A 24,063-nucleotide genomic window follows, 5' to 3' on the forward strand; every position below is an offset into this window, starting at 1 on the left:
ATTTCAAGTATCGGACTGACCCGCTATGATTGCGCCGCAAGTGGAGTCATCTGAACCAGAGGCTGAAATGCTGGAAAGTTATCTCACAGGGCTGTTGGTGTGTGGCGGGATCATTGTGGCCATTGGCGCCCAGAACGCCTACGTGCTGGGTCAGGCCATCAGGCGGCAGCACCACTGGTGGTCCGCCGGTCTTTGCATGGCCTCGGATATCGTGCTGTTTACCGCCGGCATGTTTGGAATCAGTGCCGCCCTGATGGCACTGCCGGAGGCGCTGGAAGTGCTTCGCTGGCTCGGCGTGGTCTTTCTGGGCTGGCTGGCGCTTCAGGCCCTGGGCCGTTCCCTGCGGGGCCGGCAGGTACTGAAAGCCGGCGAGGGTTCCACGCCGACTCTGGCCGGGGTGGTGCTGGCCACACTGGGAGTCACCCTGCTGAACCCGCAGGTTTATCTTGATACGCTGCTGCTGATCCCTGCGGTGGGAGCACAGCAGGAAAACACCACCACGTTCGTGGCCGGGGCCAGTAGCGCCTCCGTACTCTGGTTCGGCTTTCTGGCCTGGGGTGGTTCGAGGATGGCACCCTATCTGGACCGGCCGCTTGCCTGGCGCTGCATTGACGGGGTGATCGGGCTGATGATGGCCGCCATTGCGGTTCACCTGATGGTGAATGGCCTGGCCTGACGGTCGGGCTGCCAGGTTCCGGTAGCGTCGACCTTCTTGTCATTGCACCGGTAACCGGTAAAGTGGGCCCTCCCGTTCCCATGTCCCCGGGATTCTCATTGCGTATTGAAGGAAAACTCCATGGCTGCAAGACACAGGCGCAGGTTCTCGCCATTACTGGGTGTGCTGTTCCAGGCGGGTATCGTGCTGTTGGGGCTGATTCCCCTGTGGCTGTTCGCCATCCCTGTGGCCACCGAGGGTCTCCGGGTGGGCGAGTACCTGCTCTGGGGCACCCTGGCGGGCGTCGCCACCTACGGTGTGTTATTGCTGTTGTCGATGGTTGATGTCCTGTCGCCGGAATCCCTCAAGCAGCATATCCGCGATCTGCATGGTTTTGTCCGGGGCCAGTCCTGGCCGGTGCTGATAGCCCTGGCGGTGCTGGCGGGTATCGGTGAGGAGCTGTTGTTCCGGGGTGTGATTCAGGGCTGGCTTTCAGCGCACCTGGGCAGTGCAGTGGGGATTATTGCGGGGGCAGTGGCCTTCGGCCTGGCCCATGCCATGTCGAAAGCCTATTTTTTGGTGGCGACCTGCCTGGGACTGGTCTTTGGTATCGCTTACCAGCTCTCAGACAGCCTCCAGCTGGTCATGGTCTGGCACGCCGTCTATGACCTGGTGGTTATTGTCGTTCTGCGGCGATTTCCCGGACTGTTCGGTCTCAATCGAAGCGCCGGGCCTGGGTGAACCGCGGTCCCGCCAGTAAAACCCGTCAAGGGACGACTGGGTGACACCGACAGAGGTGGAGGCATGGATAAAGCGGTTATCGCCCATGAAGATGCCTGCGTGCTGCTCCTTGCCACGAATGTTGAAGAACACCACATCCCCTTTCCGTCGGTCAGAACCTCAAGGCCAGGCCAGCGCTGATCTCCGCCTGGAAAAAGCCACTGCTGTCGAATCGCACGGTGCAGCCGCCGTCGCAGAATACCGAGCCGCCACTGTCCAGCGCGGTATAGATACCCCGCAGGTCGAACCTGGCCAGAAGCGACTCCGTCAGGGCCAGTTTATAGCCCCCGCCGAGGGAAATAGACGCGCGATGGTGCTCGTCAAGACCGGACGACTTCGGGTCAAGCCGCGTCACGCCGACCACCCCGGATACAAAACCGCCCGTTGTCCTGCCCCCGGGGAAGTAAAGCCCGCCGAACTGTAGCTGGTAAATAGTGAGGTCCACCGCAAAAGTGCCCGGCGTCAGCAGCACATCGGCCCTGGCGGTGGTTTCCTGTCGGGCGAAATACAGCTCCATCTGCTTGCCGGCCTCATCAAGGTCCACGTTCAGTACAATGCCGAAACTCTCGGAGTCCTTGAATGACAGCTCGGTGGTGAGGTCACTGCCGCTTTCCCGGATCTCGACATCGCCCCCCATGCGGAAGCCCGCGTGCGGCGCCAGTTCCACCTCTGCCCTGGCCGTGGTTGTGAGCAGACCGGCAGTGGCAAGGCAAAGCACCGTCTGGCGGATTCTTGACCGGTATCGGAATCGATGGCTGTACATGGGTTCTACCTGGGGTCGGCCCCCAAAATGTCAGGGAGGTGATGTGAGATTACGATAACGGGCGGGGGGTTGAAAAGACTCCCCATAGACCAACAGACCTAACAGGCACACCAAAAAGAGGTGGCCTGGATATCAACTGCAAGCTTCATGGAGGACCTATCATGCAAGTTAAAGATGTGATGACAAAACAGCCGCAGTATCTGGATTCGGATGTCTCCATCCGGGAAGTGGCCAGGGCGATGAGTGAACGCAATACCGGTTTTGAGCCACTGGTGAAAGATAACAAGGTGACCGGCGTGGTGACGGACCGGGATATTGCGCTACGGGCTTTCGCGGAACGCAAGAACCTGGATGACAAGGCCTCGACCATCGCGACCGAAAAGGTGCTGTATACCTATGAGGACGAGGATGTCGAAAATGTCATTCAGAACATGGCGGACCAGAATGTCCAGCGGCTGCTGGTTCTGAACAATCCTGACAACAAGGATCTGAGCGGTATTGTCACCGTTGGTGATATTGCCGACCATTGTCAGGACGACGCCATGGCCAAAAAACTGGTCAACTGCGCCCGTCACTATCACTGACGCCTGGCAGTACAGGCCAATACCTGGCCTGGCTGCTGGCAGGCCCTGCTCCGGCAGTTCGGGGGCCTGCCGGCTTATTTTCCCACCTGTTTTCTTGCCTCGAAGCTTTCCAGCTCCACGTTGATCGCGTTGGTCGAGATCACGATTTCATACAGTGAGAACAGCAGAGAGATCGACAACAGGATCAGACTGCCGCCAAAGGCCACCGCACCAGCGGTACCGTGTCCAAGAAAAATCAGGAACATGGATACAGTACAGACAAAAAAGCTCAGTACGCCTGAGGCCTGCATACGCTTGGTAAGGGTAATGCGTTTCCGCAACATGCCGATCTGACGGGCAATCAGCGCATGATCTTCCTCGGTGTCCATCTGCTTGAGCTGGCGGATCAACTGGGCCAGTACGAGAAAACGGTTGGTGTAGGCAAGCAGCAGCAGGGAAATGGCCGGAAATAACAGGGCGGGTGTGGTGATGGTCAAGCGGACATCCTCGCGGTGCGAAGGTTCGGAACGATTATAGCGAACCGGCTCGCGCCGGTCCGCTATTGACGATGAATCAGCCCCGTAGCGCTCCCATCAACTTGTCAACGGACTCCTTGGCGTCGCCAAACAGCATCAGGCTGTTGTCCTTGAAGAACAGGGGATTCTCCACGCCGGAATAGCCCGTGGCCATGCCCCGTTTCAGGATAACCACCTGCCGGGCCTTCCAGACCTCCAGTACCGGCATGCCGGCAATAGGACTGGCAGGATCCTCCGCAGCCGCCGGATTGACGGTATCGTTGGCGCCGATCACCAGCACCACGTCCGTTTTCGGGAAATCATCGTTGATTTCGTCCATTTCCAGAACGATGTCATAGGGCACATGAGCCTCGGCCAGGAGCACGTTCATGTGGCCCGGCAGCCGGCCAGCCACGGGATGGATACCAAAGCGCACATTGACTCCCCGGTCCCGCAGGGTCTTGGTGATCTCGCTCACGCCGTTCTGGGCCTGGGCGACCGCCATGCCGTATCCGGGCACGATGATGACCGAATCGGCATTGCGCAGCTCCTCGGCGAGCTCCTCGACACTGGTTTCATGCACGGTCTGATCGCTGTCGCCAACGGCAGAGCTGGACGAAGTCTGGCCGAATCCGCCGAGGATCACGCTGATGAAGGAGCGGTTCATGGCCTTGCACATGATGTAGCTGAGGATGGCACCGCTGCTGCCCACCAGGGCGCCGGTGACGATCAGCAGGTCATTGCCCAGCATGAAACCGATGGCCGCAGCAGCCCAGCCCGAGTAACTGTTGAGCATGGAAACCACCACCGGCATATCGGCACCGCCGATGGCCATGATCAGGTGAACTCCAAGGGCCGCGGCAATCAGGGCCATAACCACCAGCAGAACGATGCCCAGGGCCATGCTGTCGGTTCCGAGGAACCAGCCACCGAGGATGATCGCAACCACCACCGCGGCCAGATTCATCCAGTGGCGGCCCGGCAGGGTCAGGGCCTTGCTGTCGATACGGCCATCCAGCTTTCCGCACGCCACGAGAGAGCCGGTAAAGGTCACGGCGCCAATGAAGATACCGAGATAGACTTCCACCAGTTTAATGGTGTGCTCGGCGCCCACCTTTATCACCAGCGGTTCGATAAAGCTCGAGAAGCCCACCAGGACGGCGGCCAGGCCCACAAAGCTGTGCAGCAGGGCAACAAGCTGGGGCATCTGGGTCATTTCCACCTTGTTGGCCATGGGCAGACCAATGGCAATACCCAGCACCATGGCCACGATGACTGCGGTCAGATCACCCAGGCCGAACCCGGCGATGGTGGCGCCAATGGCGATGACAATACCGGCCACGCCGTACCAGTTACCCCTACGGGCGGATTCCTGGTGGCTGAGGCCACCAAGGCTGAGAATGAACAATATGCTTGCCGCAACATAGGCGACACTGATCAATCCTGGACTCATGTTGGTCGCCTCCTTACCTGTGGAACATCTTGAGCATGCGATGGGTCACCCGGAACCCCCCGGACACGTTGATCATGGCAATCAGCACCGCGATGAAGGAGAGAACCCCCACCGCTGCATTCTCCGCCTGTGCCAGGTGGAGCAGGGCGCCAATGACGATGATGCCGCTGATGGCGTTGGTCACACTCATCAGGGGTGTATGCAGGGAGGCAGTCACGTTCCAGATGACCTGCCAGCCTATAAAGCATGCCAGCACAAACACCGTGAAGTGACTGAGGAAGCTCTCAGGAGCGTAGGCACCAACCCCATACAGTGCCAGTACCGTCACGGCCAGGAGAGCCAGTTTGCCCGCAAGCTTGCGGCGGGGCGAGGGCTCAGGCTTGGCTTTTGCCTTCGAGGGTTCCTCGGTGCCCGGGGCGGGCGTTTTAATGGCCGGTTCCTCGGGTTTGGGCGGCGGCCAGGTGACGTTCTCCTGATGGCTCACTGTCAGTCCCCGGATAACCGCATCGTCCATATTGACCGACGGCTGGCCATCTTTCTCCGGAGTCAGTTCCGTCATCAGGTGGACAAGATTGGTGGCATACAGGTCACTGGCGACCTTGGCCATGCGGCTCGGCAGGTCGGTGTAGCCGATGAGTTTGACGCCGTGGTGTTCCGCCACTTTGCCAGGCTCCGTCAGCTCGCAGTTACCGCCGCGCTCGGAGGCCAGATCCACAATCACGCTGCCCGGTTTCATGGATTTCACCATGTCGGCGGTGATCAGCTTGGGAGCGGGCTTGCCGGGAATCAGGGCGGTGGTGATGATGATGTCCACCTCCTTCGCTTGTTCGGCGAACAGGGCCATCTCCGCCTTGATGAACTCGTCGCTCATCTGCTTGGCGTATCCGCCGCCGCCACTGCCTTCCTCATCGCCGAAGTCCAGTTCCAGGAATTCGGCGCCCATGCTGCTGACCTGTTCCTTGACCTCCAGGCGGGTATCGAATGCCCGCACCACGGCCCCCATGCTGTTGGCGGTGCCTATGGCGGCCAGGCCAGCCACCCCGGCACCGATTACCAGCACCTTGGCCGGTGGCACCTTGCCCGCGGCAGTGACCTGGCCCGTAAAGAAGCGGCCGAACTGGTTGGCAGCCTCGATGACCGCCCGGTAGCCGGCGATATTGGCCATGGCGCTGAGGGCGTCCATTTTCTGGGCCCGACTGATTCGGGGCAGGGCATCGATGGCAAAGGCTGTTATCTTGCGTTTTGCGAGCTTTTCCAGCAATTCGGGGTTCTGGGCCGGCCAGATATAGCCCGCCAGAAATGCGCCCTCCTTCATCATGTCCAGTTCGTGCCGCCCGGTCCCCGGGTGTTCCATGGGCGCGCGCACTTTCAGGATGATGTCCGCTTCCCCCCACAGGGATACTGTGTCCACGGCAATGGCGGCACCGGCTTCCTTGTATGCCTCATCAGGGTAGTTGGCGAACTCGCCAGCGCCCGTCTCCACCACCACGTCGTAGCCAAGCTTTACGAGCTTCTGAACAGAGGCGGGGGTCGCAGCCACCCGTCGCTCGTCCTGAAAAATCTCTTTTGGAATACCAATGTTCATGGTTTTTCGTTCCTCCCCGCACGCAGGGTTCCTGGAATGGTTGATTGTCCGTTGCACAGTCAGATCATGATTCCGCCGACCTTCATCTTATTGCGTGGTTCGACGGATCAAACAGGGGGTACGCCGATCAGCCACTGATGGAGCCAGATCACAAACAGCACATAGAGTACCAGTCCTCCAATCACCGCGATGGCATCATTCAACCGGGTGGCCGGCAGCGTTGGAGGTGTACGCTCGGTCCGGCGTTTCAGAGAAATCCGGTCCGCCACGGCCCAGGCAAGAAAGGCGCCGAACAACAATACGTCATGGAGCATGCCGTTGGCCAGCAGGTGCGCGACAGCCCAGAGTTTGACGGCCACCAGCATCGGATGTTTGAGGGTCCGGCTGATGCGACCGGGGAAATAGGCGGCTAGTAACAGCGGAAAGACCGGCACCAGCAGCAGCATGGAAAGGTGCCTCAGCCAGGTGGGTGGCACGTAGAGCGGTGTCGGGTCCATTCGCGCCTGGCCGTAGCCGTAGATAATCAGTACCAGGCCGATGATCGCAATCACCGAATAAACACCCTTGAACGGGCCCTCCCCCATGGAGGCCGCCATCCTGTTGCGTAGCGGATCGTTCACGATGGAAAGGGAATGGATGCCCAGAAAGATCACCAGTCCGAGAATCAGTAACCACATAGACATGTCTCCTTGAACGTGAAGGGGCCGGATCATTCGGCACCCTTTTGCCTGCTGCCAATATAGTCTGGCCTGCCCGCATCTGCGTAACCCGCGGCAAACTGCCTCATAGGGACTATACTGGAGGCAGGTCTAAAATTCAGTGAGTTCCAGGGGGTGGTGGTATGCGGATTGCGTACAACGCACGAGACCTGCCGGAGGCACATATCATTGCCGGACTGCTTGCTGCCCACGGTATCGAGTCCCATGTGAGCGGTCATTACCTGCAGGGCGCCCTGGGGGAAATCGGCGCTTCGGGGTTTACCAACGTGCAGGTGGAAAACGAGGATTACCTTGAGGCCCGAAGCCTGATTGCGGAGTATGAAGGGGCCTCCCTGGAAAACGGGGATCGGATTCCTCCCACTGAGGATGCGGGAGAGTTTTACGCCCGTTGCTTCCTGATGCTTTTGCTTGCGGTATGTCTCGGCTTTGTCCTGGTAGTCTAGTGTTTTCCACACTGCTCGTGAGTGCGGTAGTGTCCGGGCTGGGGTGCACCGCCCGGGGACCCTCCGGGGTGTCGCTGGAGGAGCAGGCCCAGGCCTGTGAATCCCTGCCACGCTACGAACGCCGGGAGTGCATCGAACGACTGCCGCCGCTTCATGAAACCATCGATCTCCGGCAGCGCAACTAGCGGATCTTTTCCAGGCAGGCCATGCGTATCAGAATTACCCACCAGCGTATTACCTTTTTTCTCCAGTTCGTTCTGTTCCTCGAAGTGCTCGTTGCGCTGTGGGGCCAGCGCTGGTTTACCGCCTTTTTCACCGCCGCCATTATCGTCGTGACGTTTTTGCCGGTATTGCTTGAACGCCGCTTCCGAATCCACATTCCTCCTGAGCTCCAGCTCCTTGCCATTGGCTTTGTCTTCGCATCGCTGTTTCTTGGCGAGGTTCGCGACTACTACACCCGCTATTGGTGGTGGGATATTGCCCTGCATACCTCCTCCGGTGTCCTGCTGGGCATACTTGGTTTTCTTCTGGTGCACATCCTCAACGAGACCGAACGAATCGACGTTCACATGAAGCCGGGATTTGTGGCCTTCTTCGCCTTCCTCTTTGCCTTGGGCATCGGTGCGTTGTGGGAGATTTTCGAGTTTGCCATGGACTCCCTGTTCGGAATGAATATGCAGAAACCCATGCTGGGGGATCCTTCCGGCCTGACCGACACCATGTGGGACCTGATCGTGGATGCAGCCGGGGCCCTTTTCATTGCCGTACTGGGATGGCGGTATCTGAGGAATCCCCAGCAGAAATCTGTCCTGGAGCGATGGATCAGCGGTTTCGTCGAGCGCAACCCCAGGTTTTTCAGGGACTGACACATTAATGAATGGTACAGCGCACGAAAGGGAGGGCTCTTAATGGACAGACCCGATCTGCCTACCCCGGCGGTGATTCAGGAGGCGGAAGTGCGGATCCGGCCCAGGCTGGCGGAAACCCCTCTGTGGAGATCGCCGGATCTGGACGCGGTTCAGGGCTTTCCGGTCACCCTGAAATGTGAAAACCTCCAGCGCACCGGCAGCTTCAAGGCCCGGGGCGCCCTCAATTGGATTCTTTCTGCAACGGAGCGGGAGCTGGCGCCCGGGCTGGTGACAGTGTCCGCCGGCAATCATGCCATTGCCCTGGCGTGGGCCGCGAAGAGTGCGGGCGCCAGCCTGACGGTGGTCATGCCGGAAGGTTCGAGCAGGCTGAAGGTCCGGCGCACCCGTGAGCTCGGTGCCGAGGTATTGATCCGCGGACGCATCCAGGACGCGGTGGCCCACTGCCACCACCTGGTCGAATACCGGGGAATGACACTCGTGCATCCCTACAACGATGTCCGCATCATGGCCGGCCAGGGTACGGTGGGGCTGGAACTGCTTCGTCAGCAACGGGAGGTGACCCGGATACTCTGCCCGGTGGGCGGGGGCGGCCTTATTTCCGGCCTTGGTCTGGCCGTCAAGGCGGTGGCACCGGATATCGAGCTGATCGGGGTGGAACCGGAGGGCGCCGCCACCATGGGCAATGCCTGGAAACACAACGACCCCGCCGCCGCACTGGAGACGGTGGACACCTGGGCCGCCAGTCTGGCACCGGCGGTGGTGGGAGAGCATACCTATGCCGCTTCCCGTCAGGTGGTTGACCGAATGGTGACCGTTTCCGAGGCCGCCATACGCCGGGCCACCCGTCTGTTGCTGAGCGAGGCGAGACTTTTCGTGGAACCTGGTGCCGCGGTGGGGCTGGCGGCATTGCTGGAAGGAACGGTGGAAGCCGACCGGAATCGGCCGGCGGCGCTGATCATCACCGGCGGCAACCTGGACCTGGATCAGGTCAGTCAATGCGAGGTGGACTGATGCCCTGGCAGCTTCTGGCGGATGCGGTGCTGACGGTTCACCTGGGGGTCGTGATATTCGTGGTGTTTGGGCTGGGGGTGATCCTGGTCGGAAATCTTCGTCACTGGCGCTGGGTGAATCACCTCTGGTTCCGCCTGCTGCATCTGGCTGCCATCGGCGTGGTGGTGGCCCAGGCCTGGCTGGGGGTGATCTGCCCCTTGACGACCCTGGAGATGTGGCTGCGAGGAAGGGCTGGCAAGGCGGGCTATGAGGGTGGCTTTATCCAGCACTGGATGCAGGAGCTGCTTTACTATGAGGCTCCCCCCTGGGTGTTCATTGTTCTGTACACCGGATTCGGTTTGCTTGTGCTTGCAAGCTGGTGGTGGTTTCCACCCCGCCGGCGCCATTGATTACGAAGTGCCAGAGGAGAGACTATGCCGAGACTGTTTTTCGGCCTTGAGCTGCCGGAGGAGTGCAAAGGAATACTGCTCGATCTTGCCTGCGGGATTCCAGGCGCCCGCTGGCAGAGCCGTGACCAGCTTCACCTGACCCTGCTCTTCCTGGGGCAGGTGGAGCCGGAGCGGGTGCCATCGGTTGTCACGGGAATGGATGGACTCCCCTTGGAGGCTTTTTCCCTCCGGCTACGGGGAACCGGCTGTTTTGGTGACCCCGAGAAGCCCCGCAACCTCTGGGCCGGGGTGGCACCGGAAGCTCCGGTGGCGGCGCTCCACCAGGAAGTGGATCGCAGAATGCAGGGCTGTGGGTTCGCCCCGGAAACCCGGGATTTTCGTCCCCACGTTACCCTTGCCCGGTTTGGCCGACGCAAGGCAGGCTCCGTGGCTGCATTCCTTGATCGGAATCAGGCCCTGAGCACGCCCTCGTTCATCATCAGCTCGGTCAGCCTGTTTGCGAGCACGCCGGGCAAGGAGGGCTCCCGCTACGAGGTATTCGCGAGATTTCCCCTGACCCGGTCACAGGAGAGCTGAACCCCGGGATACTGCCGTGTCGCGGAAACAAACCGGATCATGGAGGAGGAACAGCCATGACAGAATCAAGGGATACCATCTGCGTATACTACGACGGCTCCTGTCCTGGTTGCCGGCGGGACCGGCGCCGGTATGAACACCTTGCAGGCCGTGGCGCGGATACCGTGAAGTGGGTGGACATAACCGGCAGGGACGAAGAGCTGAAGAAGAAAGGCATTGACCCGGGGGCTGCGCTGAAGGAGCTTCATGTAGAGGACGAGCGGGGCCGTATCCACAGTGAGATGGACGCTTACATCCTGCTGATGTCCAGGGCGCCGGTGCTGAAACCACTCGCCTGGTTGATCGGCCTGCCGGTGATTCGTCCGCTGCTGAGTCGCCTGTATCACCGCATGGTGACCAGGCGACTGCAACGGACCGGCCGCATGCCCTGACTATGGTCTGTTCAACGGCTCTGGATGGCTGCCAGGGCCTCGCGAAGATTGTCCACGGTGCGGTCCATGTGGTTGAGCTTTTCGAGGCCGAACAACCCGATGCGGAAGCTGCGGAAATCTTCCGGTTCGCCGCACATGAGAGGCACCCCGGCGGCGGTCTGCAAGCCCTGTTCCCGGAACAGGCTGGTATTGTGCAGGTTGATATCATCGGTATATAGAACCACCACACCGGGAGCCTCGAATCCCTTCGCCGCGACACTGTTGAAGCCAGCCTCGGCGAACAGGTCCCGCACCCGCTGGCCAAGCTCCCACTGTCGCGCCTTCAGCTGGTCCGGGCCGGCGGCTTCGGTTTCTTTCATGGCATCGCGAAGCATTGCAAGGGTGTCGGTGGGCATGGTGGCGTGATAGGCATGGCTGCCGTCTTCATAGGCCCGCATGATGTTGAACCACTTTTTCAGGTCGGCGGCAAAACTGCTGCTGGTGGTCTGTTCAATGCGATCGAGGGCCCGGCCGCTCAGGGCGATCAGGGCCGCGCAGGGGGAGGCGCTCCAACCCTTCTGGGGTGCACTGATCAACACATCCACGCCGCAGGCCTGCATGTCGACCCAGAGAGCGCCGGAGGCAACGCAGTCAAGCACGAACATCCCGTCGACCTGCCGAACCGCATCGCCGATGGCCCGCAGATAGTCATCGGGCAGTACCATGCCGGAGGCGGTTTCCACATGGGGGGCGAACACCAGGTCTGGTTTTTCTTCCAGAATGGTTTTCACCACGTCGTCGATCGCCGCGGGCTGGTAAGGCGCCTGATGCCTGTCGTCAATGGGGCGGGCCTGCAGGACGGTTTCCCGTGCCGGAATTCTCCCCATTTCGAAAATCTGGGACCAGCGGTAACTGAACCAGCCATTTCGGAGTACCAGGCAGTTCCGGTCGCCGGCGAATTGCCGGGCCACCGCTTCCATGCCAAAACTTCCACCACCGGGCACCACCACCGCGCCTTCCGCGTTATAGACCCGCTTGAGGGTGCCGGAGATGTCCCGCATCACCTGCTGGAAGACCGCTGACATATGATTTAGAGACCGGTCATTGAAGACCACCGAGTATTCGAGCAATCCTTGCGGGTCGACCTGGGGCACCTGTCTGGACATGGGGGCGGATCCTGTTGGCGTTATGACAGTGGAATGGAGCGTTTCCGGTTCGCTTTATTGTACGTTATTGGTCTGCAAACCATGATAGGTGTTCCATTTTCTCCGCCTATTACCCGATAGGCAAATCTGGCCTGTCGGGCGGGGCCGCGCGCCTTTCTTCTCAGGGCTGCGTCGCATTTCGGGAAGCGTTGGCGGGTGTGTGACCTCCTCATGGGACCCGCGCGGCCCGTTTGACGCGACAATCCACCGCACCTGAGAGCCTTGCCAAATGGGCGGGGAATAAGAACACTGTCCCCCATCTTCAGTATCAATCGAGAGCGCCCATGCAACGTATCACCCCAGCTTTTGTTTTTACCGCACTGACTCTTGCCGGCAGCCTCGCCCCGGTGTCCGCGGGTGCCAGCGAATATGTCAGTGGCGATGTTGTGATCAAACAGCCCTGGTCCCGGCCGACCCCGCCGGGAACGCCCGTGGGCGTCGGCTACATGACGATCCATAACCGCGGCGAGCAGGCCGTTACCCTGGTATCGGGAGAGAGTCCTGTGGCAGAGCGTGTCACCATCCATGAGAGCGTGATGCAGGACGGCCTTATGAAAATGCGCCCGCTCAGGGGTGGTCTCGGCATTCCTCCAGGGGCGACGATCGAACTGAGGCCCCACAGCTATCACCTGATGCTGGAGCAGTTGAGTTCACCCCTGCGCGAGGGCGAGCAGGTTCCACTGACCCTGACTTTCGACCGTGTCGAACCGGTCAGCCTGGAGCTTTCCGTCGGCAGTCTCGACCGCGGCCGGGGGATGGGTGATCACACCGGCCACTGAGGGTTCTGCCGGGATTCGGATGACCATCCGGTAACCTCAGCGCCGGCCAAGCTGCCGGACAACTCGCCGGCTTCTCAAAAACTTCGGCTCCAGCCGAGGGTGATCATGGTGAGACCATCGTTGGGTTCCTTGATGCCGGCATTGGAGTAGTGAAATAACTTCAGATCGAGGTAAGCGTCGTTGCGTTTGTCATAGCGCCAGCTCAGACCGATCTGGTCTTCGAACTGAAAGTGGGTCGACAGATCGCGGGAGCCGACCTCGGTGGAGCTTACCAGTGCACCACCAATGCCTGCCTCAACGAAAAGCGAGTCCTGCGCGGGGCCAATTGGCCATTGGAGAATCGGGCTTATTGCAACGCCGAAAACGGTATCTTCATCCCCGGAAAAGGCGCGCCAGACGTTGAAGGAGGGTTCGAGATAAAAACGGGGACTGCCGGTCCAGGAGGGAAAGGCCACGGGCAGAGCGTCTGAACGATAAGCCGCTTTGACGCCCAGGACGTCAGACCAGGAATAGGACGTGGAGAGCCGAACCTCCTGGCCAGTCGTGATCTGCGGAACGGCGCCAATCACCAGGGCGGCCAGCAGACACGGCTTGGCAGGTATTCGTGGTTTTACCATGCAGTTTCTCCTGTCAGGTTGCTGTCCAACTAATGAGATGCTGAATAAAGTGTTGTTGTCGGGCGTCTCTATTTCAACGGTACGGAGGCAAAATCCGGGTTTTCCCTTAATTACCTGGTTACAGGGTGAGAAAGATAGCAGGCCGCGAAGCCGTGGCTGGACCAGGGAAAAGCCGGGGACTCCGCCGCAAACCTGGAATCGGCGGGGTCCCCGGAAACACTGGGATGACGCAAAGACGTTCCCTGTCCTGGTCAGGCCCTCTGATGCCTGTCAGACAAGGTTATAGAGGAATACCACGGCTATACCGGCAGGGGTCAGGTAGCGCAGCACCACCATGAAGGCGGAGTAGGCGCTGCCCTGGAGCCCGATGTCGGCTGCCAGGCCTTCCCGCTTCATTGCCCAACCGGCGAAGAGGGCGATGGCCAGCCCGCCCAGGGGCATCATCAGGTTCGAGACCAGGAAGTCCAGCAGGTCGAACACGGTCTTGCCTTCGAAGAATGCGATAAAGCCCAGCGGGTGGAAGCTATCCCAGACGTTGAAGGACAGCACCGTGCCAATGCCGATAAACCAGATGGCGAGGCCGCCACCGAGGGCGCTTTTGGCCCGGCTCACCCCTTTGTGTTCTTCCAGCCATTCCACCACCGGTTCCAGCATGGAAATGGCGGAGGTGATGGCCGCTACCAGCAGCAGGGCGAAAAACACGGTGCCAAAGATGGCGCCGCCGCTCATCTGGCCAAAAGCCAGCGGCAGGGTGACGAAGATCAGGCCGGGACCGGCGCCGGGCTCGAGGCCGTTAGCGAACACCAGCGGGAAGATGGCCAGGCCGGCCAGCAGTGCAACACTGGTATCCAGCACGGCGATGGTCATGGCAGTGCGGGCGATGTTGACGTTCCTGGGCAGGTAGGAGCCGTAGGCCATGAGGACACCGATACCGATACTGAGGGTGAAAGCAGCGTGGCCAAGGGCGGTCAGAACGCCGCCGGTGGTGAGCTGACTGAAGTCCGGCGAGAACATGAAGCTGACCGCCTGGCCGAAGCTGCCGCTGTTCATGGCGTAGATCACCATGACGATGAGCAGCACGAAGAGGAGGGGCATCAGGGTGTTCACAGCCTTTTCCAGGCCCGAGCGAATGCCGCGTCCAACAATGAATATGACGATGGCCATGAAGATGGAGTGCCACAGCAGCAGCTCCCAGGGATCGGACAACAGGCTGCCGAACTGGCCCCCGATGGTCTCGGCGTCGGCGCCAGTGAACAGTCCAGCGGCCGCCTTGCCGATGTAGACCAGGGCCCAGCCACCGATGACGGCGTAGAAGGAAAGCACCAGGAAGGAGGCGATAACGCCGTTCCAGCCGATGGCCCGCCAGCCCCTGGCAGTACCTTCGGTCTCGGTGAGGGTGCGCATGGTGGCAACGGGACTCTGCCCGCCACGGCGGCCGATCATGGTTTCGGCGATCAGTACCGGTACGCCGATGAGGAAGATGCACGCCAGGTAGATCAGTACGAAGGCCCCACCGCCGTTTTCGCCGGTGATGTAGGGGAATTTCCAGATGTTCCCAAGGCCTACGGCTGAGCCGGCGGCGGCCAGGATGAAGGCCATTCTTGAGGACCAGAGGGTGTTGGCCTGCTGGTGGGGCTTGGTGTTTTGACTCATTGGGTTCTCCGGGTATTTGTTTTTCTCGGAATTTTTATCGGGCTCTCGCTGATTTGGCCTATGAGTCCGTGCTGGCAGCAGGACCGGGGTGATTTTTCGGGACACGCGGTGAATACATCCATGTACGCTCGACGAAAACATCCCTGTTTTCGACGGTCCCGAAAAATCACCCCGGCCCTGCTGCTTCAGGCCGCGGAGTTGCCCGACATTGATCTATTGATTTGCTTCTGCGGTTACAGAACGCCGTGAATCGCCTCTGCGACCTTTGGCAATGTGCGGTCATTCAGCCCGGCCACGTTGACTCGGCTGGAATCCAGCATGTAGATGCCGTGTTCCTCCCGAAGCTGGTGAACCTGTTTCGGGCTGATGCCCAGGAACGAGAACATGCCCCGCTGCCGGGCGATGAAGCTGAAGTCGCCGGCCGGGGCCAGGGCCTCGGCGAAGGCGTGGCGCAGGTGAAGGATGCGTTCGCACATGCCGTTCAGTTCTTCCTGCCACAGCTCCCGCAAACCGTCATTCCCCAGGATGGTTTCAACGATGGCGGCACCATGGGCCGGGGGCATGGAGTAATGGGAGCGGATCACGCTCAGCAGCTGGCTGGCGGCGGCCCGGTTGATGGCCTCGTTGGCGGAGACCAGCATCAGGGCACCGGTACGCTCCCGGTACAGGCCGAAATTCTTGGAGCAGGAGGACGCCACCAGCATTTCCGGCACTTCGCTGGCCAGGTGCCGGAGGCCAGCCGCGTCCTCCTCCAGTCCTTCACCCAGGCCCTGGTAGGCCATGTCCACGAACGGCAGCAGGCCCTTGCGTTGGATAAGGCGGGTCACATCCTGCCACTGCTCAAACGTCAGGTCGGCGCCGGAGGGATTGTGGCAGCAGCCATGCAGCAGCACCACATCGCCGGCGTTGGCGCCTTCCAGGCTTTCCAGCATGGCCTCGAAGTCTACCTGCAACGATTCCCGGTTGAGGTAGGGATATTCGCGAATGGCCAGCCCGGCACCGCCCAGCAGAGGGAGGTGGTTGGCCCAGGTGGGAGTGCTGACCCAGACGGTGACCTGGTCCTGGCACAGACGGAGGAACTCGGCCGCCATGCGCAGGGCGCCACAGCCACCGGGGGTCTGGACCACGGAGCAGCGGCCGTCGCGGATGATGTCGCTCTGTTCACCCAGTATGAGTCGCGCCACGGCTTCATTGAAGCCGGCTGCGCCAGCCGGTCCCACGTAGCTCTTGGTGGTCTCGCCGGCCAGCAGCCGCCTTTCGGCTTCGTGAACCGCGGCCATGATTGGCGTGCTGCCGGCGTCGTCCTTGTAGACTCCGATGCCCAGGTCGATCTTGTCCGGGCGCGGGTCGTCCCGGAAGGTTTGCATCAGCTGAAGGATAGGATCCTGGGGTAATGGTTTGAGAGCCTCAAACATGGTCTACCTCCTCGGTGTCCGCCGATTGGGTGCGGATCAGGGTGGGGCGGCCGGTGTCCAGGGCCTTGATCAGTTGCTCCTGCTTCTCGCGGATGGCTTCCGCCGCCTGCTCCCGAATGGGGCCGTAGCCTCGCACGTCCGCCGGCAGCTCTGCCAGTTGAAGGAAAGTGTCGTAGTTTCCGGCATCCAGTTCCCGGATCATCCGCTCCGCCAGTTGCTGGTAGTCTTTGAGCAGGGCACGGTCGAGCTTCCGGTCCGCGGAATAGTTGAACGGGTCCATGGCGGTGCCACGAAGGCCCCGGAATTTCGCCAGCAGCTTGAAGGCCCGGAACATCCAGGGGCCGAACTGGCGTTTCTTCGGCCGGCCCTGGGCATCGGTGCCACGGTTCATGACGGGCGGAGCCAGATGGAAGTTGACTTTGAAGTCGCCTTCGAAGGTCTCGTTCACTTCCTTCATGAAGTCGGTTTCCGCGAACAGCCGGGCCACTTCGTACTCATCCTTGTAAGCCATGAACCGGTATAGCTGCTGGGCCACGGTGTGGGTGAGCAGAAGGTTGGTCTGGCCAAGGCTTTCTTCCGCCTTGCGGACTTTGCCCACAAGGTTGCGGTACTGGTCGGCCCAGCGCTGGTTCTGATACTTCACCAGATGCCCGTGGCGGATCTCGATGAGCTGATCCAGAGTCGGCTCCGGCGTCACCTCCACCACCTGGGCCTTGCTGGTGTCCAGAAGGTTCCTGATCGCCTGCAGGTCGACCGCGGCCAGGCGGCCCCAGCCGAAGGCTTCCTTGTTGCGCTCGATGGCCACGCCGTTGAGCTCGATGGCTTTCATCAGGGAGGCCTGGGAGAGAGGCAGCAGCCCTTTCTGCCAGGCGAAACCAAGCATCATGACGTTGGAAAATACGGTATCACCCATGAGTTTCTCGGCAATGCCGTTGGCGTCCAGCTGCGAGAAATGGTCGTCACCCACGGCGTTGCGGATCAGGTCCAGGCGCTTGTCGGCCTGCATGTCCGCGTCGCGATAGAGCACATAATCCGCAGTGGGCAGTTCCGCCTCGTTGGCCACCACTCTGGTGTGGTTCGGTCGCAGTACGCTGAGGGCTTTCTGGGACGAGGCCACTACCAGGTCGCAGGCAATGAGGGCATCCGCCTGGCCATTGCTGATGCGCACCTGATGCAGCTTGTCCGGCGACGGAGCCATGCGGACGTAGCTCAGCACGGTGCCACCCTTCTGGGCAAAGCCCATGAAGTCCAGAACTGACGCGCCTCTGGATTCGAGGTGGGCTGCCATGGTGATCAGCTGGCCCACGGTTACCACGCCGGTACCACCGACACCGCCGACAAGCAGGTCGTAGGAGCCGTTCATGGTCGGCAGGGCCGGTTCGGGAATGCCGGCGAGCTTGCCGCTCAGTACCGAACCCGTGTCCATGCCCCGGCTCTTGCGGAGCTGGCCGCCCTCAATGGTCACAAAACTCGGGCAGAAGCCGTTGACGCAGGAGAAGTCCTTGTTGCACGAGGACTGGTCGATCTTGCGCTTGCGCCCCAGTTCGGTCTGACGGGGCACCACCGAGAGGCAGTTCGACTGGACAGAACAGTCGCCACAGCCTTCACAGACGTGATGGTTGATGAAGGCGCGCCTGGCCGGATCCGGAAACTGCTTGCGCTTGCGGCGCCGGCGTTTCTCGGCGGCGCAGGTCTGGTCATATATCAGGACGGTGCAGCCGGGAATGTCACGGAGTTCCCTCTGGACCTGATCCAGCTCGGAACGGTCGTGGAAGGTGACGTCCTTGGGGAACAGGTCCTTGTGGCCGCCGTATTTTTCCGGCTCATCACTGAGCACCACCACCCGCTTCACGCCTTCGGCGGCCATCTGCTGGGCGATCCGGTCGACGGTGATCTGGCCGTCCACCGGCTGGCCACCGGTCATGGCCACGGCGTCGTTGAACAGGATCTTGTAGGTAATGTTGATGCCAGCGGCAACCGCCTGGCGAACGGCCATGGAACCGGAATGGAAATAGGTGCCTTCACCCAGGTTCTGGAAGACATGAGGGTTGCCGGTGTAGCGACTCTTGCCGATCCAGTTGACGCCCTCGCCACCCATCTGGATCAGCGATTCGGTATCGCGACCCATCCAGGATGCCATGAAGTGGCAACCGATCCCCGCCAGCGCCTTGCTGCCTTCCGGGACCTTGGTGGAGGTGTTATGGGGACAGCCGGAGCAGAAGTAGGGCATGCGCTTGACGCCGCCCGGGTCCTGGGCGCTGGTCATGGCGTTGATCGCCGTCAGGCGCTCGCTGAAATCCACCTCGAAGAAGCGGCCCAGGCGGGCGGCCAGAAAGCCTGCCACCAGCTTCGGGCTCAGCTCGCCGACGTAGGGGATAAGCGGCCGGCCGAGCTCATCCTGCTTGCCGGTAATGAGTACTTCGCCGGGCCGGTCCGGCTCGGACATGTATTCCTTGATCTGGCTCTCGATGATGCCCCGCTTCTCCTCGATCACCAGCACTTCCTGCTTGCCATGAACGAAGCTGAGCACGCCCTGGCGTTCCAGTGGCCAGACCATACCGATCTTGTAGATGTCGAGCCCCAGTTCTTTAGCCTTGTCTTCATCGATGCCCAGCAGGTCCAGGGCCTCCAGCAGGTCCAGGTGGCTTTTGCCGGTGGTGACGATGCCGAAACGGGCTTCACGGTTTTCGTAGAGACAACGGTCGATGGGGTTCGCCCGGGCGAAAGCCTGAACGGCGGCCAGTTTGTGCTCGATCCGGGTCTCCAGCTGTGGTCCGGGCAGGTCGGGCCAGCGGTAGTGGAGGCCGTCCGCAGGCGGCGTGAAATCGTCCGGCGTGACGAATTCCGGCATCGGCGGCAGTTCCACTGAAGCGGCGCTTTCAACGGTTTCCGAGATGGCTTTGAAGCCGACCCAGCAGCCGCTGTAGCGGGACAGGGCGTAACCCCACAGGCCGAATTCCAGATACTCGGCAATATTGGCCGGGTTGATGGTGGGCATAAAGAAGCTCATGAACGCCACATCGGACTGGTGAGGCATGGAGGAGGAGACGCAGCCATGATCGTCACCGGCGACAACCAGCACCCCCCCGTGGGGGGAACTGCCATAGGTCGTGCCGTGCTTGAGGGCATCACCGGCGCGATCGACGCCTGGCCCCTTGCCGTACCAGAGTCCGAACACGCCATCCACCTGCCGGTCCTCATCGGTTTCAACCTGCTGGGTACCCAGCATGATGGTTGCGGCAAGGTCTTCGTTAATCGCGGGCACGAAGTCGACGTTGTTTTCATCAAGCAGTGTTTTGGCCTGCCAGAGGGCCTGGTCATAAGCACCCAGGGGAGAACCGCGGTAACCGCTGACCATGCCTGCGGTATTAAGGCCCTGCTTGCGATCCAGGGCAGCCTGCATGAGCGGGATGCGGACCAGGGCCTGGGTCCCGGTCAGGAACACCCGGCCGGATGCTCTCAGGTACCTGTCTTCGAGCTTGTAGTCGTCGAGTTGTGGGGTGTCGGTGGACATGGCGCTCTCTCTTTGTCGATTTTATGACCAGAATTCTAGAGAGAAGGCCGCAAAATGTGCTTGCTTTTTGGGCAGGCCATCTGGGGTTTTCTGGAAAAATATTTGATAAATGCCAATAATGCGAAAGGTTCTTTGACAAAAATCAGGTGTTACCAAATGAAACGGGTAGAAATGGATAAGCTGGACCGACGCATACTCGAGGTGCTGCAACAGGACGGTCGTATCAGCAATCAATTGCTGGCGGAACAGGTTGGCCTGTCGCCGGCGGCCTGCTGGCGCCGGGTAAGGGCTTTGGAGGAGAGCGGCGTGATTACCGGTTACACCGCGCAACTGGACCCGGAAGCCATGGGGCAGGGGCTTTGTGTGCTGGTCAATCTGTCGTTGCAGCGCCACACCATTGACAGTACTGCGGAGATCGAGCGGAAGGTCAGCAGTTATCCGGAGGTGCTTCAGTGCTTCGCGGTAACGGGCAACGCCGATTTCGTGCTGCGGGTAGTGGTGGCGGATATGAACAGTTACGACCGCTTTCTCAATGAAAAGATCTTCACGCTGCAGGGGATTGCCCAGGTCAATTCAAACTTCGCCCTGCGGGAGATCAAGAATACGCAGGTGTTGCCAGTGCAGAATGAGCCAGGCTGAAACGTGGGCCTCCACGGCCGGACTTCTGCCGTGGCGTGGTTACGGTGATCATTAATTGTGATTTAAAAACCCGCGCATTTCTTGAATGTTCTGGTTTTTCTGCCAATGGTTAGGGAGCGTTAGTTAAAGCCACGTTACGTTGCCGAACATAAACACAAGGGCAACCTTAAGGAGGGAACCATGCTTTATTGGGCTGTGGTCTGTCTTATAATCGCCATCATCGCGGGTGTTCTCGGTTTCGGCGGTATCGCCGGCACTGCCGCTGGTATAGCCAAGATCCTGTTTTTTATTTTTCTGGTATTGCTGGTTATATCGCTGGTGGCTCATGCCATGAAAGGACGAGGGCCCAGATGACCTGCATCTGAGCAAGGAAGGCCGGCGAAGCCGGCCTTTTTTATGTCTGGCGGCACCATTTCAAGTGTTATAATATAACGTATTCAACGCCTCCAGGATGCTGAACATGACCGAGCCGGCAAACCACAAAGCCATACCCACCAATCTGATACTGGGCTTCCTTGGTGTTGGCAAGACCACCGCGATTCTTAACCTGCTCAGACAGAAGCCGGCGGGTGAGCGTTGGGCCGTGCTGGTAAATGAGTTTGGCGAGGTCGGTATCGACGGCAGCCTGCTCCAGGATCAGGGCGCCTGGGTCAGGGAGGTCCCGGGGGGCTGCATGTGCTGTGTCGCTGGCCTGCCCATGCAGATCGGTCTCAATCAGCTGATTCACAGGGCCCGCCCGCATCGCCTGCTGATCGAGCCTACCGGCTTGGGTCATCCTTCACAGATTCTCGATACCTTGGGCGCCGAACACTACCGGGATGTGTTGGCGCTTGGGCCGGTGCTGACCCTGGTGGACCCACGTCGACTGGAAGAGCCGAGAGTCACGGGCAACGTACAGTTCCAGGATCAGGTGGCGGCGGCGGACATCCTTGTCGCTAACAAGACCGACCTGTGCCGGCCGGATCAGCTGGAGCGTTTTGACGAATGGTCCCGACAGCTGACTCCCGCCAAAACACATGTCGCCCACACCAGCCAGGGCTATCTCCTTCCCCAGTGGTTGGACGGAATCGCCGGAGACCGTCCGGTTTCCTCGCCCCACGCTCATGCCCACCATGCACACCGGGAGCCGGCGCCTGAGCAGCCCGCGGATATCGATCAGGAACCCTGGCAGTGCCTGGTCAACGAAGGGCAGGGACATGTGAGCGTTGGTTGGCGAATTCACAGGGACGCTGTATTTGATGAGGATCGTCTGCTGGTCTTCGCCCTGTCCGCCGATGTTCTGCGGTTCAAAGCGGTGGTGCGCACTGCCAGGGGGTGGCGATCCATCAATCTGGCTGACGGACTGGTGTCTGTGGCGAGCGTCTCCCCATTGTCCCTTTCGCGTCTGGAGTTTATTTTCGATGACCGGCCGGACCAGGATCAACTGGATTACGAACTGCATCAGTGCGAGGTGACCACGGAAGCCCGGTAATATTTCGCCAATCGCAGGCCATCCCGAGTTTTCAATAACCTACCCGGCCGCCTCGGCTATCGCGCCGTGTACAGTCCGGATTTGCTGACGTATCCTGTGCTCCGGCTTTGATCGGGTCAGGCTCACGTGTGACTGGCCCCGCTATCCAAAACAGATCAGCAACGGGACCGTTTATCCATGAACGTAAGTGTCGTTCTCCTACTGGCCAGCATTGGTATTGCCTCCCTTTTCTGTCAGTGGCTGGCCTGGCGGTTGCGGATGCCGGCGATCCTCTTTCTGCTGGCGGGGGGGATCACTGCCGGACCGGTACTTGGCTGGCTGGAACCGGAAGCGGTCTTCGGCGATCTGCTGTTCCCCCTCATCTCTCTGTCGGTGGCGATCATCCTGTTCGAGGGCAGTCTCACGCTCAAGTATCAGGAAATCAAAGGTCATGGCCGCATGGTCCGTAACCTGATACCGGTGGGTTCGGTGGTGACCTGCGTGATCGGAACCCTGGCGGCGAAATGGATACTGAATGTTTCCTGGCAGGTGGCTCTGCTGTTTGGCGCCATTTCCATTGTCACCGGCCCCACGGTCATCGCGCCACTTCTTCGCTCGGTGCGTCCCAAGCGCAAGCTTGCCAACATCCTGCGCTGGGAGGGCATTATCATTGACCCGGTGGGGGCACTGCTGGCGGTGCTGGTATTCGAGGGCATCGTGTCCTGGGAGCAGGGCAATGTCTTCAGCCACTCCCTTTACATCTTCGGGAAAACGCTTCTGGTGGGACTGGTGTTCGGCGCGGTAGCAGGCTGGCTCAATGGTATCGTGCTGCGCAAGCACCTGTTGCCACAGTACCTGCACAATGCGGGAACCCTGACTTTCATGTTGGGTGTCTATGCCCTGTCCAACGAGATAGCCCACGAATCCGGCCTGCTCACGGTCACCGTGATGGGCATCTGGATGGCCAACATGAAAATGGTGCCCATCGATGACATCCTTGAGTTCAAGGAGTCCCTCAGCGTCCTGCTGATCTCGGCGCTGTTCATTATCCTGGCGGCCCGTGTGGAGTTTGAAGCCATTGCGGAACTGGGGTGGGGTCTGGTGATCGTGCTGGCAATACTGATGCTGGTGGCGCGTCCGCTGAGCATTGTCCTGTCCGCCATTGGCACCAGTCTGAACTGGCGTGAGCAGGCCTTCCTGAGCTGGATCGCCCCCCGGGGTATCGTAGCGGCGGCGGTGTCCGCGCTGTTTGCCTTCCAGCTGGAGCGCCTGGGCTACGAGGACGCCGGCGCGCTGGTACCGCTGGTATTCATGCTGATCATTGCCACGGTCACCCTACAGAGTCTGACCGCCCGTCCCATAGCGAAGGCGCTGGGTGTGGCGGAACCGGCGGCCTACGGGTTCCTTATCCTGGGAGCCAACACTGCCGCCCGCCAGATTGCCCAGGTGCTTCAAAAGCATGAGATTCCGGTCACGCTAACCGATACGAACTGGGAGAATGTCCGGCAAGCCCGCATGGACGGGCTTCCCGTCTATTTTGGTAACCCGACCTCCGAGCACGCTTCCACCCATCTGGATCTGACCGGCATCGGCAAACTGCTGGTGATTTCGCCCTACAAGCAGCTCAACTCTCTGGCGACGTACCACTTTCTGGACTGGTTTGGGGACAACAGTGTCTATAGTCTGTCGGAAGGTGAGCAGGACCAGAAGGCCAGGCACCAGACCGCTGAAAAAATCCAGCAGACCCGGGGGCTGTTTGGCAACCTGTCCTATCCCAAGCTGGCCAGCCTGGTGAGCCGTGGGTATACCATAAAAACCACGCAGCTCAGTGACAGCTTCAGCTACGAAGACTTTCAGGCCCGCCACAATGGTGAGGCCAGGGTACTGTTCGTAATTGACGAGAAGGAAAAGATCCACCCCGTAGTGACCGGCGAGGACTTCGAACCGGAAGCCGACTGGCAGCTTATCAGCCTGGTGCCGCCCAAGGCTTCCCGTGAACGAAAGCCCGAGGAACCTGGCGACGCCCCTGAAGCGCAGCCGGCCTGAGCCGGGCACCAGCC

The 24,063-nt window shown here is 60.4% G+C and carries 25 protein-coding genes and 1 pseudogene; 15 read left to right on the forward strand and 11 right to left on the reverse strand.

The features are described from left to right. Positions 1-67 precede the first annotated feature (67 nt). Together BM346_RS14020 and BM346_RS14025 are read left to right on the forward strand one after the other, a co-directional pair. On the forward strand, positions 68-676 hold the full coding sequence (locus tag BM346_RS14020; RefSeq protein ID WP_092014392.1) for a LysE/ArgO family amino acid transporter: 609 nt from the start codon (positions 68-70) through the stop codon (positions 674-676). 120 nt (positions 677-796) lie between these two features. After that, positions 797-1,396, forward strand: a complete 600-nt coding sequence (locus tag BM346_RS14025; RefSeq protein WP_092014395.1) for a CPBP family intramembrane glutamic endopeptidase — start codon at positions 797-799, stop codon at positions 1,394-1,396. On the opposite strand, the pseudogene BM346_RS14030 reads toward BM346_RS14025, so the two are convergent. Then, positions 1,371-1,543: pseudogene (locus BM346_RS14030) on the reverse strand (C40 family peptidase); the annotation flags it as partial. The gene BM346_RS14025 and the pseudogene BM346_RS14030 sit on opposite strands and share 26 nt — an antisense overlap. A 4-nt stretch (positions 1,544-1,547) precedes the next feature. Continuing rightward, positions 1,548-2,198 carry a hypothetical protein gene (locus tag BM346_RS14035; RefSeq protein ID WP_092014398.1) on the reverse strand — a complete coding sequence of 217 codons (651 nt, stop codon included), beginning with the start codon at positions 2,196-2,198 and terminating at the stop codon, positions 1,548-1,550. Between the two features lie 161 nt (positions 2,199-2,359). Between BM346_RS14035 and BM346_RS14040 the strand changes: the two genes are divergently transcribed. Then, positions 2,360-2,782 carry a CBS domain-containing protein gene (locus BM346_RS14040; RefSeq protein WP_092014401.1) on the forward strand — a complete coding sequence of 141 codons (423 nt, stop codon included), beginning with the start codon at positions 2,360-2,362 and terminating at the stop codon, positions 2,780-2,782. Positions 2,783-2,856: 74 nt separating this feature from the next. On the opposite strand, the gene BM346_RS14045 is transcribed toward BM346_RS14040, so the two are convergent. The 4 genes from BM346_RS14045 to BM346_RS14060 all read right to left on the reverse strand — a co-directional run bounded on the left by BM346_RS14045 (position 2,857) and on the right by BM346_RS14060 (position 6,991). Further along, positions 2,857-3,258 (reverse strand): DUF2721 domain-containing protein, encoded by a 402-nt coding sequence (locus BM346_RS14045; RefSeq protein ID WP_092014405.1) that lies wholly within the window; start codon positions 3,256-3,258, stop codon positions 2,857-2,859. A gap of 76 nt (positions 3,259-3,334) precedes the next feature. Continuing rightward, complete coding sequence (pntB, locus tag BM346_RS14050) at positions 3,335-4,729, reverse strand: Re/Si-specific NAD(P)(+) transhydrogenase subunit beta (RefSeq protein ID WP_092014408.1); 1,395 nt, start codon at positions 4,727-4,729, stop codon at positions 3,335-3,337. Positions 4,730-4,742: 13 nt separating this feature from the next. Further along, positions 4,743-6,314 carry a Re/Si-specific NAD(P)(+) transhydrogenase subunit alpha gene (locus tag BM346_RS14055; protein ID WP_092014410.1) on the reverse strand — a complete coding sequence of 524 codons (1,572 nt, stop codon included), beginning with the start codon at positions 6,312-6,314 and terminating at the stop codon, positions 4,743-4,745. Positions 6,315-6,421: 107 nt separating this feature from the next. Further along, positions 6,422-6,991 (reverse strand): NnrU family protein, encoded by a 570-nt coding sequence (locus BM346_RS14060; RefSeq protein ID WP_092014413.1) that lies wholly within the window; start codon positions 6,989-6,991, stop codon positions 6,422-6,424. A gap of 164 nt (positions 6,992-7,155) precedes the next feature. Between BM346_RS14060 and BM346_RS14065 the strand changes: the two genes are divergently transcribed. Genes BM346_RS14065 through BM346_RS14095 form a run of 7 tightly spaced genes read left to right on the forward strand, consistent with a single transcriptional unit; the run spans position 7,156 to position 10,752 of the window. Further along, complete coding sequence (locus tag BM346_RS14065) at positions 7,156-7,476, forward strand: putative signal transducing protein (RefSeq protein WP_092014416.1); 321 nt, start codon at positions 7,156-7,158, stop codon at positions 7,474-7,476. Further along, entirely contained in the window at positions 7,476-7,661 is a 186-nt protein-coding gene (locus BM346_RS14070) for a hypothetical protein (RefSeq protein WP_092014418.1), read from the forward strand. Before BM346_RS14065 ends, BM346_RS14070 begins: the two co-directional genes overlap by 1 nt. 21 nt (positions 7,662-7,682) lie before the next feature. Further along, positions 7,683-8,342: a hypothetical protein gene (locus BM346_RS14075; protein WP_092014421.1), complete on the forward strand. Its 660-nt coding sequence runs from the start codon at positions 7,683-7,685 to the stop codon at positions 8,340-8,342. Positions 8,343-8,384: 42 nt separating this feature from the next. Continuing rightward, complete coding sequence (locus BM346_RS14080; RefSeq protein WP_092014424.1) at positions 8,385-9,356, forward strand: threonine ammonia-lyase; 972 nt, start codon at positions 8,385-8,387, stop codon at positions 9,354-9,356. Further along, entirely contained in the window at positions 9,356-9,745 is a 390-nt protein-coding gene (locus tag BM346_RS14085; RefSeq protein WP_092015044.1) for a DUF2784 domain-containing protein, read from the forward strand. Before BM346_RS14080 ends, BM346_RS14085 begins: the two co-directional genes overlap by 1 nt. A 24-nt stretch (positions 9,746-9,769) precedes the next feature. Next, positions 9,770-10,321 carry an RNA 2',3'-cyclic phosphodiesterase gene (gene thpR / locus BM346_RS14090; protein WP_092014427.1) on the forward strand — a complete coding sequence of 184 codons (552 nt, stop codon included), beginning with the start codon at positions 9,770-9,772 and terminating at the stop codon, positions 10,319-10,321. 56 nt (positions 10,322-10,377) lie between these two features. After that, positions 10,378-10,752 (forward strand): thiol-disulfide oxidoreductase DCC family protein, encoded by a 375-nt coding sequence (locus BM346_RS14095; protein ID WP_092014430.1) that lies wholly within the window; start codon positions 10,378-10,380, stop codon positions 10,750-10,752. A gap of 11 nt (positions 10,753-10,763) precedes the next feature. Here the strand turns inward: BM346_RS14095 and BM346_RS14100 are convergent, their stop codons facing one another. Continuing rightward, complete coding sequence (locus BM346_RS14100) at positions 10,764-11,897, reverse strand: aminotransferase class V-fold PLP-dependent enzyme (protein WP_092014433.1); 1,134 nt, start codon at positions 11,895-11,897, stop codon at positions 10,764-10,766. 323 nt (positions 11,898-12,220) lie between these two features. On the opposite strand from BM346_RS14100, the gene BM346_RS14105 reads away from it, so the two are divergent. Beyond that, positions 12,221-12,715, forward strand: a complete 495-nt coding sequence (locus BM346_RS14105; RefSeq protein ID WP_092014436.1) for a copper chaperone PCu(A)C — start codon at positions 12,221-12,223, stop codon at positions 12,713-12,715. Between the two features lie 74 nt (positions 12,716-12,789). Here BM346_RS14105 and BM346_RS14110 read toward each other — a convergent pair whose 3' ends face one another. The 4 genes from BM346_RS14110 to BM346_RS14125 all read right to left on the reverse strand — a co-directional run bounded on the left by BM346_RS14110 (position 12,790) and on the right by BM346_RS14125 (position 19,914). Continuing rightward, entirely contained in the window at positions 12,790-13,332 is a 543-nt protein-coding gene (locus tag BM346_RS14110; protein ID WP_092014439.1) for an acyloxyacyl hydrolase, read from the reverse strand. A 270-nt stretch (positions 13,333-13,602) separates the two neighbouring features. Then, positions 13,603-14,985, reverse strand: a complete 1,383-nt coding sequence (locus BM346_RS14115) for a sodium-dependent transporter (protein ID WP_092014441.1) — start codon at positions 14,983-14,985, stop codon at positions 13,603-13,605. Positions 14,986-15,218: 233 nt separating this feature from the next. Then, on the reverse strand, positions 15,219-16,400 hold the full coding sequence (locus BM346_RS14120) for an amino acid aminotransferase (protein WP_092014444.1): 1,182 nt from the start codon (positions 16,398-16,400) through the stop codon (positions 15,219-15,221). Continuing rightward, complete coding sequence (locus tag BM346_RS14125) at positions 16,393-19,914, reverse strand: indolepyruvate ferredoxin oxidoreductase family protein (protein ID WP_092014447.1); 3,522 nt, start codon at positions 19,912-19,914, stop codon at positions 16,393-16,395. The genes BM346_RS14120 and BM346_RS14125 overlap by 8 nt, the downstream gene beginning before the upstream one ends. A gap of 156 nt (positions 19,915-20,070) precedes the next feature. Between BM346_RS14125 and BM346_RS14130 the strand changes: the two genes are divergently transcribed. From BM346_RS14130 to BM346_RS14145, 4 genes are all read left to right on the forward strand, one after another. Further along, positions 20,071-20,553: an Lrp/AsnC family transcriptional regulator gene (locus tag BM346_RS14130; RefSeq protein WP_092014450.1), complete on the forward strand. Its 483-nt coding sequence runs from the start codon at positions 20,071-20,073 to the stop codon at positions 20,551-20,553. A gap of 180 nt (positions 20,554-20,733) precedes the next feature. Further along, positions 20,734-20,907 carry a DUF1328 domain-containing protein gene (locus BM346_RS14135; RefSeq protein WP_092014453.1) on the forward strand — a complete coding sequence of 58 codons (174 nt, stop codon included), beginning with the start codon at positions 20,734-20,736 and terminating at the stop codon, positions 20,905-20,907. A gap of 106 nt (positions 20,908-21,013) precedes the next feature. Continuing rightward, positions 21,014-22,024 (forward strand): CobW family GTP-binding protein, encoded by a 1,011-nt coding sequence (locus BM346_RS14140; RefSeq protein ID WP_092014456.1) that lies wholly within the window; start codon positions 21,014-21,016, stop codon positions 22,022-22,024. A 177-nt stretch (positions 22,025-22,201) separates the two neighbouring features. Continuing rightward, on the forward strand, positions 22,202-24,049 hold the full coding sequence (locus BM346_RS14145) for a cation:proton antiporter (RefSeq protein WP_092014458.1): 1,848 nt from the start codon (positions 22,202-22,204) through the stop codon (positions 24,047-24,049). Positions 24,050-24,063: the final 14 nt, after the last annotated feature.

It is taken from the genome of Marinobacter daqiaonensis (assembly GCF_900115285.1).
GTDB lineage: Bacteria > Pseudomonadota > Gammaproteobacteria > Pseudomonadales > Oleiphilaceae > Marinobacter > Marinobacter daqiaonensis.

Bases quoted from the DNA above. Each gene is read 5' to 3' on its own strand.
- BM346_RS14105 (WP_092014436.1), top strand. From the start codon at position 12,221: ATGCAACGTATCACCCCAGCTTTTGTTTTTACCGCACTGACTCTTGCC.
- BM346_RS14085 (WP_092015044.1), top strand. From the start codon at position 9,356: ATGCCCTGGCAGCTTCTGGCGGATGCGGTGCTGACGGTTCACCTGGGG.
- BM346_RS14145 (WP_092014458.1), top strand. From the start codon at position 22,202: ATGAACGTAAGTGTCGTTCTCCTACTGGCCAGCATTGGTATTGCCTCC.
- BM346_RS14125 (WP_092014447.1), bottom strand. From the start codon at position 19,914: ATGTCCACCGACACCCCACAACTCGACGACTACAAGCTCGAAGACAGG.
- BM346_RS14110 (WP_092014439.1), bottom strand. From the start codon at position 13,332: ATGGTAAAACCACGAATACCTGCCAAGCCGTGTCTGCTGGCCGCCCTG.
- BM346_RS14075 (WP_092014421.1), top strand. From the start codon at position 7,683: ATGCGTATCAGAATTACCCACCAGCGTATTACCTTTTTTCTCCAGTTC.
- BM346_RS14025 (WP_092014395.1), top strand. From the start codon at position 797: ATGGCTGCAAGACACAGGCGCAGGTTCTCGCCATTACTGGGTGTGCTG.
- BM346_RS14140 (WP_092014456.1), top strand. From the start codon at position 21,014: ATGACCGAGCCGGCAAACCACAAAGCCATACCCACCAATCTGATACTG.
- BM346_RS14115 (WP_092014441.1), bottom strand. From the start codon at position 14,985: ATGAGTCAAAACACCAAGCCCCACCAGCAGGCCAACACCCTCTGGTCC.
- BM346_RS14130 (WP_092014450.1), top strand. From the start codon at position 20,071: ATGAAACGGGTAGAAATGGATAAGCTGGACCGACGCATACTCGAGGTG.
- pntB (WP_092014408.1), bottom strand. From the start codon at position 4,729: ATGAGTCCAGGATTGATCAGTGTCGCCTATGTTGCGGCAAGCATATTG.
- BM346_RS14055 (WP_092014410.1), bottom strand. From the start codon at position 6,314: ATGAACATTGGTATTCCAAAAGAGATTTTTCAGGACGAGCGACGGGTG.
- BM346_RS14040 (WP_092014401.1), top strand. From the start codon at position 2,360: ATGCAAGTTAAAGATGTGATGACAAAACAGCCGCAGTATCTGGATTCG.
- BM346_RS14020 (WP_092014392.1), top strand. From the start codon at position 68: ATGCTGGAAAGTTATCTCACAGGGCTGTTGGTGTGTGGCGGGATCATT.
- BM346_RS14120 (WP_092014444.1), bottom strand. From the start codon at position 16,400: ATGTTTGAGGCTCTCAAACCATTACCCCAGGATCCTATCCTTCAGCTG.
- BM346_RS14065 (WP_092014416.1), top strand. From the start codon at position 7,156: ATGCGGATTGCGTACAACGCACGAGACCTGCCGGAGGCACATATCATT.
- BM346_RS14060 (WP_092014413.1), bottom strand. From the start codon at position 6,991: ATGTGGTTACTGATTCTCGGACTGGTGATCTTTCTGGGCATCCATTCC.
- BM346_RS14095 (WP_092014430.1), top strand. From the start codon at position 10,378: ATGACAGAATCAAGGGATACCATCTGCGTATACTACGACGGCTCCTGT.
- BM346_RS14035 (WP_092014398.1), bottom strand. From the start codon at position 2,198: ATGTACAGCCATCGATTCCGATACCGGTCAAGAATCCGCCAGACGGTG.
- BM346_RS14100 (WP_092014433.1), bottom strand. From the start codon at position 11,897: ATGTCCAGACAGGTGCCCCAGGTCGACCCGCAAGGATTGCTCGAATAC.
- BM346_RS14135 (WP_092014453.1), top strand. From the start codon at position 20,734: ATGCTTTATTGGGCTGTGGTCTGTCTTATAATCGCCATCATCGCGGGT.
- BM346_RS14080 (WP_092014424.1), top strand. From the start codon at position 8,385: ATGGACAGACCCGATCTGCCTACCCCGGCGGTGATTCAGGAGGCGGAA.
- thpR (WP_092014427.1), top strand. From the start codon at position 9,770: ATGCCGAGACTGTTTTTCGGCCTTGAGCTGCCGGAGGAGTGCAAAGGA.